Annotated in this window: 10 protein-coding genes and 1 tRNA gene; 5 read left to right on the forward strand and 6 right to left on the reverse strand. The window is 62.3% G+C overall.

The features are described 5' to 3' along the window. The first annotated feature begins 37 nt into the window (after positions 1–37). The gene (locus tag ACS0VV_RS06810) at positions 38–532 is read left to right on the forward strand and encodes a hypothetical protein (protein WP_483531970.1); all 495 of its coding nucleotides are present in this window, start codon (positions 38–40) and stop codon (positions 530–532) included. Here the strand turns inward: ACS0VV_RS06810 and ACS0VV_RS06815 are convergent. Together ACS0VV_RS06815 and recG are read right to left on the reverse strand one after the other, a co-directional pair. Beyond that, entirely contained in the window at positions 526–2,106 is a 1,581-nt protein-coding gene (locus tag ACS0VV_RS06815; protein ID WP_483531971.1) for an amino acid permease, read from the reverse strand. The two genes, ACS0VV_RS06810 and ACS0VV_RS06815, sit on opposite strands and share 7 nt — an antisense overlap. A 103-nt stretch (positions 2,107–2,209) precedes the next feature. After that, positions 2,210–4,276, reverse strand: a complete 2,067-nt coding sequence (recG, locus tag ACS0VV_RS06820) for an ATP-dependent DNA helicase RecG (RefSeq protein WP_483531972.1) — start codon at positions 4,274–4,276, stop codon at positions 2,210–2,212. A gap of 47 nt (positions 4,277–4,323) precedes the next feature. On the opposite strand from recG, the gene ACS0VV_RS06825 reads away from it, so the two are divergent. Both ACS0VV_RS06825 and mfd read left to right on the forward strand, forming a co-directional pair. After that, positions 4,324–4,593 carry an FAD assembly factor SdhE gene (locus ACS0VV_RS06825; RefSeq protein ID WP_483531973.1) on the forward strand — a complete coding sequence of 90 codons (270 nt, stop codon included), beginning with the start codon at positions 4,324–4,326 and terminating at the stop codon, positions 4,591–4,593. Between the two features lie 65 nt (positions 4,594–4,658). After that, complete coding sequence (gene mfd / locus ACS0VV_RS06830) at positions 4,659–8,153, forward strand: transcription-repair coupling factor (protein ID WP_483531974.1); 3,495 nt, start codon at positions 4,659–4,661, stop codon at positions 8,151–8,153. On the opposite strand, the gene ACS0VV_RS06835 is transcribed toward mfd, so the two are convergent. Beyond that, positions 8,150–8,977 (reverse strand): EAL domain-containing protein, encoded by an 828-nt coding sequence (locus ACS0VV_RS06835; RefSeq protein ID WP_483531975.1) that lies wholly within the window; start codon positions 8,975–8,977, stop codon positions 8,150–8,152. The two genes, mfd and ACS0VV_RS06835, sit on opposite strands and share 4 nt — an antisense overlap. A gap of 89 nt (positions 8,978–9,066) precedes the next feature. Between ACS0VV_RS06835 and ACS0VV_RS06840 the strand changes: the two genes are divergently transcribed. Next, positions 9,067–9,867 carry an NAD kinase gene (locus ACS0VV_RS06840; protein ID WP_483531976.1) on the forward strand — a complete coding sequence of 267 codons (801 nt, stop codon included), beginning with the start codon at positions 9,067–9,069 and terminating at the stop codon, positions 9,865–9,867. A 114-nt stretch (positions 9,868–9,981) separates the two neighbouring features. After that, positions 9,982–10,056, forward strand: a tRNA-Asn gene (locus ACS0VV_RS06845). Positions 10,057–10,194: 138 nt separating this feature from the next. On the opposite strand, the gene ACS0VV_RS06850 is transcribed toward ACS0VV_RS06845, so the two are convergent. The 3 genes from ACS0VV_RS06850 to ACS0VV_RS06860 all read right to left on the reverse strand — a co-directional run bounded on the left by ACS0VV_RS06850 (position 10,195) and on the right by ACS0VV_RS06860 (position 13,471). Further along, complete coding sequence (locus ACS0VV_RS06850) at positions 10,195–10,599, reverse strand: hypothetical protein (RefSeq protein ID WP_483531977.1); 405 nt, start codon at positions 10,597–10,599, stop codon at positions 10,195–10,197. Positions 10,600–10,700: 101 nt separating this feature from the next. After that, positions 10,701–10,940 carry a hypothetical protein gene (locus ACS0VV_RS06855; RefSeq protein ID WP_483531978.1) on the reverse strand — a complete coding sequence of 80 codons (240 nt, stop codon included), beginning with the start codon at positions 10,938–10,940 and terminating at the stop codon, positions 10,701–10,703. Continuing rightward, the gene (locus ACS0VV_RS06860; protein WP_483531979.1) at positions 10,937–13,471 is read right to left on the reverse strand and encodes a phage tail protein; all 2,535 of its coding nucleotides are present in this window, start codon (positions 13,469–13,471) and stop codon (positions 10,937–10,939) included. Before ACS0VV_RS06860 ends, ACS0VV_RS06855 begins: the two co-directional genes overlap by 4 nt. Between the last annotated feature and the right edge of the window lie 51 nt (positions 13,472–13,522).

Below are 13,522 nucleotides of genomic sequence, written 5' to 3' on the forward strand. Positions count from 1 at the left end.
GGCTTGGCGACAAGGCGTTGCCGGGTTATTCAGACGAATGACGCGTTTACAGGGAAATCTAGCGATTCAGTGGCTTCGGCTGAGCTGGTCAAAAGGCTATCGCGGAGCCGAAGCGGGAGCGATGCGCAACGCCATCGACCGCGAACCGCCCTTCGTTCCGCCCGGCCCAAGCAAGGCCGGATGGTTCCAGCAGATTCGCCGCGATGCCAGATCGGATTATATGCCGGTGACCGAATGGCACGATCTCAGCACCGTCGAACATCGGTTGCTGCCGGTGAGTTGGCGGTGCGAAGAAGGTAATCTTCGCCTCAAGGTCACGCAGCATGGCGGCAAAATCAGGCGTCCCGAGCTTGCGGATACGATCGCTCACCTGCCTTTCGGGGAACGGATTGCGATCCGGTTCAACAACGCCAGCGATGGCGATCACCAGCGCCTGTATTCCGAGAACGTCATCCAGATCGGGTGGAGCGAAAGTGCCAGCCTTTCGCTCCCCCTTTTTCGCGATATCGACCTGCGCGTACTACTTTACTGATCGGCAGGCGGATGGATCGGAACCATCGTTTCTTCACCACCGATATCGTCCACCACTTCAACAATACCGCGCCCCAGATGGCTGCGGTTGCGGCCATAGGCGAAGTAGATCACCAGACCGATTGTCGCCCAGATCGGCAGCACCAGAATGGCCTGCCACGGCAGACTGAGATAGAGCCATAGGCAGCCCGCCAGGGTGAGCGGAGCGATGATCCACACGCCAGCCATCTTGAATGGCCGGTGGCGCGTCGGATCCTTTTTGCGCAGCACCATCACCGTCACCGCGACCATAAAGAACGCATACAGCGTGCCCGCATTGGCATAGTCCGCCAGCAGGCCCACGGGAAAGAACGCGGCGCCCACAGCAACCACCAGACCCGTCATGATTGTAACGACGTGCGGCGTTTTCCACTTGGGGTGCACCACGCTGAGACGCTCGGGCAGCAGACCATCGCGGCTCATCACGAAGAAGATGCGGGTTTGTGCAAAGATCAGCACAAGGATCACCGAAGGAAGGGCGAGGAACGCCGCAATACCGAGCATATTGCCTATGGTGCCAAAGCCGATCTGGCGGAGCACATGGGCCAGCGCCTCGTCCGAACACACAAGCATGCCCGAATAGGCGGGCAAAGCACATTGCCGCGCCAGCTCTTCCGATCCTGCGGGGAAAGGAATGCCGTTCGGACCCATGATCGGTTGACCGCCAATCGTGCCCACGGCGCCTGCCACCACAAGAATATAAAACACGGTGCAAACCAGCAGCGATCCGATCAGGCCGAAAGGCACGTTCTTCTGCGGATTCTTTGTTTCCTCCGCTGCAGTCGAGACCGCGTCAAACCCGACATAGGCGAAGAAGATGGTGGCGGCGGCACCCACGGCACCGATGCCGCTACCAAAGCCACCGTCCAGCCCTGCCGGAAGGAAGGGGTTGAAATTCGCCATATCGAATTCGGAGCTCGTCAGCGTAAGGGCGATGAAGGCGAGCAACGCGCTAATCTTGATCGCCACCAACACCGCGTTCACCTTGGCGCTTTCCGACGTGCCAACCACCAGCAAGCCGGTGACCAACAAAGCGATTACCAGTGCCGGGAGGTTGATAAATCCGCCGGGCGCGCCGCCCAAGGCCAGCGGCCCTGCGGAAAGCCACGCTGGCAGGGATATTCCGAAGAACTCCTGTAATATTGTCCCGCTGAAATAGCCCGACCAACCCACCGACACGGCGCTCGCCGCGACGGCATATTCGAGGATCAGCGCCCAGCCTACGGTCCAGGCGAGCAACTCGCCGGTCGAGGCATAACTGTAGGTGTAGGCAGACCCCGCGACCGGAATCATCGAAGCGACTTCGGAATAGCAGAGCGCCGCGACGATGCAGACTGCGCCTGCGATAACGAAGGCAAGCATCAGGCCCGGCCCCGCTTTTTGCGCGCCCGCGGCAGTCAAAACGAAAATGCCCGTGCCGATAATGCAACCGATCCCGAACAGCATCAGCTGGACACCCGACAACGAACGATGGAGCGATTTGCGCTCGGCCGTCGCAAGGATGGCGTCGAGCGGCTTTACCCGATCTAGTATCATGTTTGGAATGAACCCCATGGCTTGCCGCGAGACCCTCCCGCTCAACCAGCCACACCACGCTGATTACGCCGATTTTTGCGCCGCGCAATCGGGATTCTGAAGGTCAGCCTCCGCGTAGCGTTTGGACACCCCAATCACGTTCAAGCAAATAAAGCACCACACGCGCCGCCTGGCCGCGTTCGCTCTCCAGTCCACCTTCCTGCTCCACCAGCATTTTTGCATCGGCATTCGCAGTATCGATCAGGCGGGAGACCTGTTCGAGCGAGGCAATAGAGAAGCCTTCTTCACCCGATTGCCGTGTGCCGAGCAATTCGCCGCCCCCGCGCAGGCGCAAATCCTCTTCGGCGAGTTCGAAGCCGTCTTGCGACGATTTCATCAGTTCGAGGCGCTTCTTGCCCGTCTCGCTCAGCTCGTTCGAACGGAGCAGCAGGCAAGTCGATTTCTCGCTCCCCCGCCCCACACGCCCACGCAGCTGGTGGAGTTGCGCAAGGCCAAAGCGTTCGGCCTGCTCGATCACCATCAGCGTGGCGTTGGGCACGTCGACGCCGACTTCGATTACGGTGGTCGCGACCAGGAGCTTCGCGCCCCCCGACGCAAAGCGCGCCATCGCGGCGTCTTTCAATTCGGGCGCAAGCTGGCCGTGGACGAGCACGACATCATCGCCGAACCCCTCCTTAAGCGCGGCATAGCGCGCCTCGGCAGCGGCGAGATCGTCATTCTCGCTTTCCGATCCGCGCACCATCGGGCACACCCAATAGGCCTGCTGGCCGCCGGTCAGATGCCGTCCGACAGCCGCCGTAATATCATCCAACCGGTCGAGCGGGAGCACACGGGTGTCGATGCTCTGGCGACCGGGAGGCAACTCGTCCAAGCGGCTGACTTCCATCTCGCCGTGATTGGCGAGCACCAGCGTGCGCGGGATCGGCGTTGCAGTCATCGCCAGAGTGTGCGGCGTCACCCTGCCCTTTTGCGTCAGCATCAGTCGCTGCGAGACGCCAAAGCGGTGCTGCTCGTCAATTACCACCAAACCGAGGTTCTTGTACGCGACCGTATCCTGAAAAATCGCATGGGTGCCAACGACGATGTCGATGCTCCCGTCGAGCAGGCCCATCAGGATGCTCTCGCGCGCCCTGCCCTTGTCGCGGCCTGTCAGCAGCGCGATCTCGACACCTGTGGGGCCAGCGAGCTTGCGCAGACTATCGTAGTGCTGGCGGGCGAGCAGTTCGGTGGGAGCCAGCAGCGCCGCCTGAGCGCCCGCCTCCACCGCCACCAGCATTGCCTCCAGCGCCACCACCGTCTTGCCCGCACCGACATCGCCTTGCAGCAGGCGGAGCATAGGCGAAGGCTGCGCCATATCGCCTGCAATCTCGTCAATGCTGCGCTGCTGCGCGCCGGTGAGCGGGAACGGCAATTGCAGCTTGCCGCGCAACGTTCCGTCGCCTTGCAATGCTTGCCCTTTGCGCGCGCGGTTCTGCTGGCGCACCAGCATCAGCGCGAGCGCATTGGCGAAAAGTTCGTCATAAGCGAGACGGTCGTTAGCTTTGGCGTTCTCACCCGCATGGGCCGCGCGGATGGCCTCGCGCCAGGTCGGCCAGCCTTCGCGTGCGAGGACGCCGGGTTCGATCCATTCGCCAAGCTCGGGCGCGCGCTCCAGCGCCTGCGCAACCATGCCGCCGATGCGCGGCTGAGTCAGACCTTCGGCAAGGCGGTAGACTGGCTCGACCATCTTACCCATCGCCTCCGCGCTTTCTTCCGCGACGTGATCAGGATGCACGATTTGCAGCATCTGGTCATACTGGTCGAGCCGCCCCGCCACCCACCGCCGCGCACCGACGGGAAGCTGCTTTTTGGCAGTGTAGCTGGCTTTGCCGAAATAGGTGATCGTGCAGATATTTCCCGGCTCGTCGCGCGTAATCACCCGGTACGGGCCGCGCGGGGAACGGCTGCTTCGATGTTCGACGACCGTAAGGGCGATAAAGACATTCTCGCCGACCTGCGCATCATCCAGATCACGCACAGCGCGCCGCATCACGAAACGATCGGGCAAATGGAACAGCACATCGCGCACCCGCTCCAACCGCAATTTGGCGAGCGGCTTCTTCAGCTTCGGCCCGACGCCTTCGAGGCTATCGATCCCGGCAAAAAGCGGATTGAGGATTTCGGGGCGCATGGATTGGCTCTAGCCGATTGCGGAGCGCATCGGTAGAAGCTGGCACCATGACTTCCCCCGATCTCACCACCCGCATCGCCCGCGCCAAATTCCGTGCATGGCATCGCGGCACGCGCGAGGCTGATTACACTTTCGGCTGTTTCTTCGACACCTATCACGCTGCTTGGAGCGAAGACGAGCTCGCGTGGTTCGAGGCGCTGCTCGATGAAGAAGACGTTGATGTCATGGCGTGGGCGCTCGGCACGCAGGAACCGCCGGAAAAACTGCGCGGTGCCCAAATGACGGCCTTGCAGAAGCTGGATTATGTGAGCATCTAGGCGGCGTTCGACCCCCATCTCGAAAGAGCTGGGGGCTTTTTCGCTTGCCGTGAGTTGATGCCCCGATGCCCGATTTCTCCCGTATTCTGAAAGCGGAAACTCCGCTCACGCTCGCTCAAGTCGCGCGCGGTGCGCAGCCGCTGGTGATGGCCGATCTGGCGCGCGCCTCGGCCAACCGCGCGGTTTTCGTTGCTCCCGACGATGCCGCCATGCGCGCCGTCGCCGATGCCGCGCGCTTCTTCGCGCCCGAACTGCAGGTGATCGAATTCCCGGCATGGGATTGCCTGCCATTCGACCGCGCCAGCCCTGCCATGTCGGTGAGCGCGCAGCGCCTTGCTGCGCTACACCGTCTGCAATCGGGCAAGAGCGGCTCGCAGCTGCTCGTCACGACGGTCAACGCCTTACTTCAGCGAGTGCTCACACCGTTCCGCATCCGCGAGGCGGTGCGCGAGTTCAAGCCGGGCGTCGAGATCGGCCATGAAAGCCTCGCCATCCTGCTGCGCAAACAGGGCTACACCCGTGTCGATACAGTGGTCGACACCGGCGAGTTTGCAATGCGCGGCAGCATTGTCGACATCTATCCAAGCGGGCTGGAAGGCGGCTTGCGGCTCGATTTCTTCGGGGATGAGCTGGAAAGCCTGCGCCTGTTCGATCCCAATACGCAGCGCACCACGGCTACCGTCGATAGCCACCTCCTGCTTCCCGCGAGCGAGGCGCTGCTCGACGAAGACAGCATCAAACGCTTCCGCAGCCGATATCGCGAGAGCTTCGGCGCGGATGCGACGCAAGACCCGCTCTACGAGGCAGTGAGCGACGGGCGCCGCCTTGCCGGTATGGAGCATTGGCTCCCGCTATTCGAAGAGCGGATGGCGACCCTGTTCCACCATCTCGATGCCAAGGACACGGTGGTAATCGATGCAGCAGCCATGTCGGCGGCGGAGGAGCGGCTGAGGGACATCGCCGACTATCACCGCCAGCGCGGCGAGACCTCGGGCCAGAGCCGGGGCAGTTATCGCCCGATTGATCCCGAACAGCTTTATCTGGACGAGGACGAATTCAAACGCGCTCTCACCGCCTGGCCAATGCACCGCGCGACACTGTTCGATGAGCCGGAGAGCGACACAGTGCTCGATTTCGGGTTCAAATCCGCGCGCGACTTCACACCGGAGCGTAGCGCGGGCTCGAATGTTTACGAGGCTGCCGCCAAGCATCTCGCCGCGCTCGGTAAGGCTGGCAAGCGCCCGCTGCTTGCCGCCTACACGCAAGGTTCATTGAGCCGCATTACCTCGATCATCGAGGAAGCCGGAACGCCCGTGGCGACCGCTGCTACGTGGCAAGAGGCGCTCGGTGCCGCCGCGAAGGGCAAAGCCGCGGCCATGGTGCTGCCGCTCGACACGGGCTTTGCCAATGACGAGCTGGAAATCATCACCGAGCAGGATCTGCTGGGTGACCGCCTTGTCCGCCGCCGCAAGAAGAAGAAAGACGCCGACGCTTTCCTTGCGGAGTTGCAGGCGCTCAGTCGCGGCGATCTGGTTGTCCATATCGACCACGGCATCGGCAAATATATCGGGCTTGAACCTATCGCCGTCGGCAAGAGCCAGCACGATTGCGTGCGGCTGGAATATGCGGGCGGCGACAAGCTTTATATTCCGGTCGAGAACCTCGAAGTCCTCAGCCGCTATGGCTCGTCCGAAGAATCCGTCCCGCTCGACAGGCTGGGCGGCGAAGCATGGCAGAAGCGCCGCGCCCGCCTGAAAGAACGCATCCGCGCTATCGCCGGAGAGCTGATGAAAGTGGCCGCTGCGCGGGCCTTGCGCAAGGCACCGGTGCTGGCGGCGGACGAAGCGAGCTACAACCAATTCCTCGACCGCTTCCAATACGAAGAGACCGAGGATCAGGAAGCCGCCATCGCTGATGTGCTGCGCGATCTGGAAAGCGGCAGGCCGATGGATCGCCTCGTCTGCGGCGATGTCGGCTTTGGCAAGACAGAGGTCGCCCTGCGCGCTGCATTCGTCGCCGCGATGAACGGCCAGCAGGTGGCAATGGTCGCGCCGACCACGCTCCTCGCCCGCCAGCATTTCCAGAATTTCAGCGAACGTTTCGCCGGTTTCCCGCTCAAGATCGGTCGCTTGTCGCGCCTCGTTTCCGCCAAGGAGATGAAGGAGACCCGCGACGGACTGGCATCGGGCGATATCGATATCGTCATCGGCACGCACGCGATCCTTTCCAAGAACACGCAGTTCAAGAATCTCGGCCTGGTGATTGTCGATGAAGAGCAGCGTTTCGGCGTCACCCACAAGGAAAAGCTCAAGCAATTACGTGCCGACGTCCACGTCCTGACGCTCACCGCCACGCCCATTCCGCGCACGCTGCAAATGGCGATGAGCGGGCTGCGCGAGCTTTCGACGATCAAGACTCCGCCGGTCGACCGCCTCGCCGTGCGCACTTACGTGATGGAATGGGACGAGATGGTGGTGCGCGAGGCGCTGCTGCGCGAACACCATCGCGGCGGGCAGAGCTTTATCGTCGTGCCGCGCATTTCCGACATGGAACAGCTGGAAGCATGGCTGCGTGACACCGTGCCCGAAGTGAAGACCGTTTCCGCCCATGGCCAGATGGGCGCGGGCGAAATCGAAGAACGGATGAGCGCGTTTTACGAAGGCAAATATGAAGTGCTGCTATCGACGACCATCGTCGAAAGCGGGCTCGACCTGCCGAGCGCCAACACGATCATAATCCACCGCGCCGACCGCTTTGGCTTAGCACAGCTCTACCAGCTGCGCGGGCGCGTGGGCCGGAGCAAGATCCGCGCTTACGCTTACCTCACCACGCCCACCGATATGCAATTGAGCGAAGTGGCGGAGAAGCGTTTGAAAGTACTCGGCGACCTCGACTCGCTAGGTGCGGGCTTCCAGCTTGCCAGCCACGATCTCGACATTCGCGGTGCGGGCAATCTGCTGGGTGACGAGCAATCGGGTCATATCCGCGAAGTCGGCTTCGAACTCTATCAGGCGATGCTGGAAGACGCGATCATGGCGGCGAAGGCGGGCGATGCCGGGCTGGAGGCGGATTCCAGCGGCCTCTCCCCGCAAATCACCGTGGATGCACCGATCATGATACCGGAGGATTACGTCCCCGACCTTGCCGTTCGCATGGCGCTTTACCGTCGCCTGAACCAGACCGAGAGCCAGGCCGAGATCGAAAGCCTTGCCGCCGAAATGATCGACCGCTTTGGCGAACTGCCGCAGCCGACCAAGAACCTCATTCGCCTTATCGAAATAAAGGCACAGGCGATCACCGCGCATATCGCCAAGATCGATGTCGGCGCGCGCGGCACGCTGGTGGCCTTCCACAAGGATCACTTCCCCGATCCCGCCGGCCTGATCGCCTATGTCGCGCGTTTGAACGAAGGCCGCGAAGGCACCGCGAAACTGCGCCCCGATATGAAACTCCAGATCAATCGCGCCTGGGGCGATCCCGAAAGCCGTCTGAACGGGCTGTTCCAATTGACCAAGGGTTTGAGCAATATTGTGAAACGGGCGGCGAAGAAGGCGGCTTAGTCACCAAACCGGAAAACGCTCTTCCCCTCGCCCGGAAAATCCGCAGCGGGAACGGGCTTTCCACCAAGAAAGCCCTGCCACACATGGCAACCTTCGCGCACCGCGACTTCGCGCTGGGCTTCGGTTTCGACGCCCTCTGCGATCACCCGCAGTTCCAATGCGTCCGCCATTGCCAGAATGCCGCGCAGCACCGCCAGATCGCGCGGATCATCGGCTATGCCTTCGATCATCGAGCGGTCGAGCTTCAGCGAATGCAGTGGCAGCAATTTGAGGTAGCGGAAATTGCAGAAACCCGCGCCAAAATCGTCAAGCGCGATACGCAGACCTGCATCGGCGAGCACCGTCAACCGCTCTGCCGAACGGTCAAGGTCGGCTACCAGCGCCTGCTCGGTAATTTCCAAAGTCAGCCGTTCGGGCGGAAAGCCGCTATCGCCGATCATTTCTAGGAGACCTTCGGCGAAGGTGCGGTCGAACAAATCCATCGCGGTGACATTTATCGAAAGCCGCCAGTCGGCAGGCCACAGGCGTGCTTCGTCCAGCGCCGCGCGGGTCACATGGCGCGATAGGCGACGTGCCAGTCCGCCGCTCTGCGCGATGGCGAACAGTGCATCACCCGCCAGCTTGCCATGCTCGGGATGGTTCCAGCGGATAAGCGCCTCCGCCCCGACAATCGCCCCGTCCTCGCTCCGCCATTGTGGCTGGAACAGCAGTTCGATTGCGTCGCGCGTGATCGCTTCGGCCAGATCCTCGGTAATCGGATGCGGCTCGCTGCGGCGGCGATCGATACGGGCGCGCCGTTCAAATGTGGGAGCGGGAATGGGCATAGCAGGCCTCTGGCAAATCTTAACGCACGCGTCTTGCGCAGTGAATGGCGCGTTGCAAATCGGGACGCTGCTCCATAGTGTCGCGCGCGATGACACAGCCATCGCCCTTGCCGCAGCAGTTTGACAAGCTCGCCCTGCTCCATTCGACGTCCGAGCGTGCACAAGCGGCAGCCGCCGAACTGCGCCACAGCGCGAACTTCGTGCCGCTGGAAGAGGCAGAGGCGGTTATTGCTGTGGGCGGAGACGGCTTCATGCTCGATACGCTGCACGCGATGCTGGATGGCAAGCACATCATGCCGGTGTTCGGCATCAATCTCGGCACGGTCGGTTTCCTGATGAACCCGCACCGCAAGACGAAAGATCTGGCGGCGCGACTGGCCAAAGCGAAACCGATCGTCGTCTCGCCGCTGCGGATGGAAGCGGTGACGCAGGACGGTGGAACGCAAACGTTCTGTGCGATCAACGAAGTTAGCCTGCTTCGTGAAACCCGCCAAACCGCGAAGATCGAAATTCTGGTGAACGGCAAGGTGCGCATTCCGGAGCTGGCTGGTGATGGCGTATTGCTGGCGACCCCGGTGGGTTCGACCGCCTACAACCTCTCCGCCAATGGCCCGATCCTGCCGCTCGATTCAGCGATGCTGGCACTCACCCCGATCAGCCCGTTCCGCCCGCGCCGCTGGCCGGGTGCCATTCTGCCCGATTCAAGCCGCGTGACGTTCCGCGTGCGCGAACCCGCCAAGCGACCCGTGGCCGCCGTTGCCGACCAGCGCGAAGTGCGCGACGTGGCCGAAGTCCACATCGAAATCGCGCGGGAAAAATGCATGACCTTGCTGTTCGATCGCGGCCACACGCTCGACGAGCGGATTGTCGCCGAACAGTTCGTTACCTGACCTCTTCCATAAAATTACCGGACGGTGAAATTTGCCCGCGAAACGGTCTTGCCAAACGAATCCCTCCCACATATAGGCGCGTTCTGCCCCCATCCATACCGCTTTGGGGGCTGCTCCCCGATAGCTCAGCGGTAGAGTAGGTGACTGTTAATCACTTGGCCGTAGGTTCGAATCCTACTCGGGGAGCCAATCACCTTACATAAAGATTTGAAAAGCGCGGTTTTTCTCAAACCGCGCTTTTTGCGTCCCACATTCCTGCCAACAAATTGGATTGGCTACATCAGCCCCGCAACGCGGATTGCGTCCATATCGCTGATGTGGCGCGCTTCACCCTTCCGCCAGATCAGCGAAGGCATCATCGCCCCACATTTCCAGCTTCGCCATGCGCTCCATATCGGATTGCAGCACTTCGGCCACGGTCAAGCCGGATGGCAGGCGGATGCCCAGCCCCGTCCCGCCGCCCGCATTCGCAGCTTCGAATTTCAGCAGCAGCGCCGATGCTGTCCGCACAGGGATTGCCAGCATTGCCTCGCGCAAGGCCTCGCTGCGTTCCAGCAGGAAGCGCGACTGCGCGCACGTATCGGGGAAACCTTCCCAGCACTCGAAAGCATCATAGGCAAGCCGCCACGCGGCGTGCGCCTGCCAGAATTGCGCATCACGCGCTTTTAGCGCGTCCAGTCCGGTAGGAATCTTGAAGGGCAGCACTCTGCCGCCTAAGGGGAACTCAGCCATTCGATCCTCCAATGATCGTCTAAGGTTAGGGCCGGTGCGCTGCGTCAACAGCTCCCCGGCCCGATGCTTATGCGCTCCCGGCGATTCTCTGGCAAGCCTTCTTAGGTATCGCTCGCCGCGCCGCCCTCGATCACCGCCAGCTGCAGCGGCCCGAAAGGCCTCCCGCGCAACGTTGCCGCCATGCCCTGCAGATTGGCGACAACAAAAGGCTTGTCTGGCAACTCCACGCGGTCGAGCGCCGCCGCAAGCCGCGCTTGATCGAGCACGCCTTCACGTTCGAGCATTTCGGCCAGCACATAGAAGGCGATATTTAGCGCCTGCTGCGCATTCCCGTCAGTCATCGCGAAAGGCTCCGCGAAGCGCGCTGCACAGCGCGGCCATTGGCAAGCCGCGCGCCGCCATCCATGATCGAAGGCGCGGCCTCTGCCACCACCTGCCCCGCCGCATTGCGGACAAGCGCGCCAAAGCCGTTATTGTTGGCGATCACCTCGACCTGCAGCTTGCCGCCGAAATACCCGCCCAGCTCATGGTTCGGAGTGACTTGCGATCCGCGCGGCAAATGCACCAGCTCCGGCCCCCGCTCGCCTACCCATGCAGCACCACCAGGCGCGAAATTCGTGCCGTTGGCAAAGCCGGGGACGCGCACATTGGCGAAGGTCTGCTGCAGGTTCGCGCCGAACAGGCCGCTCCCGCTCAATTGAGTGAAAATGCCGAACACGCTTTCGAGGATGCCGCCCAGATCGCCGCTCTTGATCGCGTCAACCAGCCCCTTGATCGAGTCCACCGCCTGCTGCGCCATTTCGGCAAAGCTCTCTGCCATCTGCGCATTCGCGTCCGCAACGTCTTGCCCGGTCGCTGCCACCGCTTCGGACAGCTCGCGCAGCGCATCGGGATTGAATTGCGGGAAGGGCTCAAGCCGCGTTACGTCAATTTCAGGCCGCTCCCCCGGCGTTCCGCCGCCGTGCAGCACGCCAAGGCGAATCCGCGCCTCCCGCAACTCTGCATCATTCAAGCCTGCATCATTGCGGTTCAGGATCGCCAGATCGCGGCGATAGTCGAGCACGCGGCGCAACTCGGGGAACAGCCGGTCGAGCAAGGCCTGCGTCTCTTGCGCCATCGCGCGCATTTCTTCGGTTACCGCCGCCGTCGCTTCGCGCGCGGGCCGCACCATGACAGCATCGAGCCGCGCCATATGGTCGCGGATACCGTCCACCATGTCCGGCACATAGGAATTGCCAACCACCGCGTCATAGAGGTTGTAGAATGAATCCTTAACCGCCTCGATCCGGCCAATGAGCCATTGCCAGACTTGCCCCAGCTTGCGCCGTATCCAATTTTCCACCCCGTAATAGAGGTTCTGCAGATAGGTCAGCGCGCCGCCGGTCAGCGCATCAATGGCGCGCAAAATGGTCACTTTCGCATTGGTCACCAGCGATTTTGCCGCCTCCCACGCGCCTGCCCAATCTCCCTGCAACACCGATGTCACCAGATCGATTGCAATGGCGATCTGGCGGAACACACCCAGCGCAATCTCCTTCGCAGCGGTCAAAATGTCTATCAGCCGGTCGCCCAGCAAATCCCACACCGCCGCGCCGAATTGCTGGAGAACGCCAATGGCCGCGCGAATGCCTTGGCCCATCGGCCCGTTCCAGAACTCTTCGAACAGGGCCGTGACCGTCCTGACAAATTCCTGCACGGACGGGCCAAGCGCCGCGTGAAAGCCGTCCTTCACTTCCTGCAGGATTGGCGCAATCCGCTCCCAATTGTCGCGGACAAGCGCGCCGAGCGTCACAATCACGCCCACCGGCCCCGCGAAGCGGGCGAGAAAGCCCGCCACGGTGCGCAGGATTGTCATCGCGCCGAGCCGCTGCACAAAGCTCGCCAGCAGGCCAATCACCGTCCCAATCGGGTTGATAAGGAACGATATCGCTTGCCCAACCGGCCCAAAGCGCGCGGCGAACAATGGCAGGATGGTGGCGGCAAGCGTACCCATTGCCAGCATCAGCGGCCCCATTGCCGCCGCCGCCAGCGCCACACCGGCCGCAATGCGCAACAGGGTGGGATTGGTTGCGGCGAGCTTTTCGACCCACACCGTGCCGCGCTCGATCATGGCGCTAATCCAGTCGAGAATCCCCGCCTCGGTCAAAGCGTGCTGCAGCTTATCGACCGCTTCGCCCATGCCCTTCATCGCATCGGCGTATCGCTGATAGCTGGCGGCGGCCTCGTCACTCACAACGGGCGCGCTATCCCCCAACTCCCGAAATGCCGCGCCGCCGTCCGCCAGCAGTGGGAGCAACTGGGTTAGATCGCTGCCGACCGCTTCAAGATAGAAAACCATCTCGTTTGCGCCCACGCCTGCCTCGATCAGGCTGTCATAGAGCAGCTGCAGGCCCTCTTGCCCGCTCAGGCCCCGGAACGCCTCTTGCGTGATGCCCACCTGCGGCGCGATATTCTCGAAAAAGTGCTGCAGCTCCCCGCCACCAGTGGCGAGGAAGTCGCCAATCTTGTCGCGCACGTCTTTGAACACGTCGCCGAGCTTTTGATAATCCATGCCGACCGTTTGCGCGGCATAGGCGGCACGCTGGAACTCTTCGAGGCCCATGCCCGCCACCTGCGCGCTTTGCCGCATCCCCTTCAATTCGTCGGCAGTGTTGCGCGAGGCCGCTGCGAACGCGGCAAGCGCGCCTGCAGCCGGCAGGGTGATATTGCGGGAAAGCTCCCGCCCTGCGTCCATCCACGCCTCGCCAATCGACCGGATGCTGTCACGCAGCCGCCCGGCGAGCTGCTGCGCATTCGTGCTGCCAGCGGCGAACTCGGAAGTGTCCATCGCCAGCTTAACCGCAAGGGTGGCGAGTGTGGCATCAGTGGCCATGTGTCAGTCTCCAATGGATGGAAAAGGGTGCCCGCGCCACCGGAACACAAG

Source organism: Aurantiacibacter sp. KMU-128 (genome assembly GCF_056933515.1).

What these genes read in the sequence shown, in the direction of transcription:
- ACS0VV_RS06850 (WP_483531977.1), bottom strand. Translation starts at nt 10,599, where the DNA reads ATGGCTGAGTTCCCCTTAGGCGGCAGAGTGCTGCCCTTCAAGATTCCT.
- ACS0VV_RS06815 (WP_483531971.1), bottom strand. Translation starts at nt 2,106, where the DNA reads ATGATACTAGATCGGGTAAAGCCGCTCGACGCCATCCTTGCGACGGCC.
- ACS0VV_RS06840 (WP_483531976.1), top strand. Translation starts at nt 9,067, where the DNA reads ATGACACAGCCATCGCCCTTGCCGCAGCAGTTTGACAAGCTCGCCCTG.
- ACS0VV_RS06860 (WP_483531979.1), bottom strand. Translation starts at nt 13,471, where the DNA reads ATGGCCACTGATGCCACACTCGCCACCCTTGCGGTTAAGCTGGCGATG.
- ACS0VV_RS06855 (WP_483531978.1), bottom strand. Translation starts at nt 10,940, where the DNA reads ATGACTGACGGGAATGCGCAGCAGGCGCTAAATATCGCCTTCTATGTG.
- recG (WP_483531972.1), bottom strand. Translation starts at nt 4,276, where the DNA reads ATGCGCCCCGAAATCCTCAATCCGCTTTTTGCCGGGATCGATAGCCTC.
- ACS0VV_RS06835 (WP_483531975.1), bottom strand. Translation starts at nt 8,977, where the DNA reads ATGCCCATTCCCGCTCCCACATTTGAACGGCGCGCCCGTATCGATCGC.
- ACS0VV_RS06810 (WP_483531970.1), top strand. Translation starts at nt 38, where the DNA reads ATGACGCGTTTACAGGGAAATCTAGCGATTCAGTGGCTTCGGCTGAGC.
- mfd (WP_483531974.1), top strand. Translation starts at nt 4,659, where the DNA reads ATGCCCGATTTCTCCCGTATTCTGAAAGCGGAAACTCCGCTCACGCTC.
- ACS0VV_RS06825 (WP_483531973.1), top strand. Translation starts at nt 4,324, where the DNA reads ATGACTTCCCCCGATCTCACCACCCGCATCGCCCGCGCCAAATTCCGT.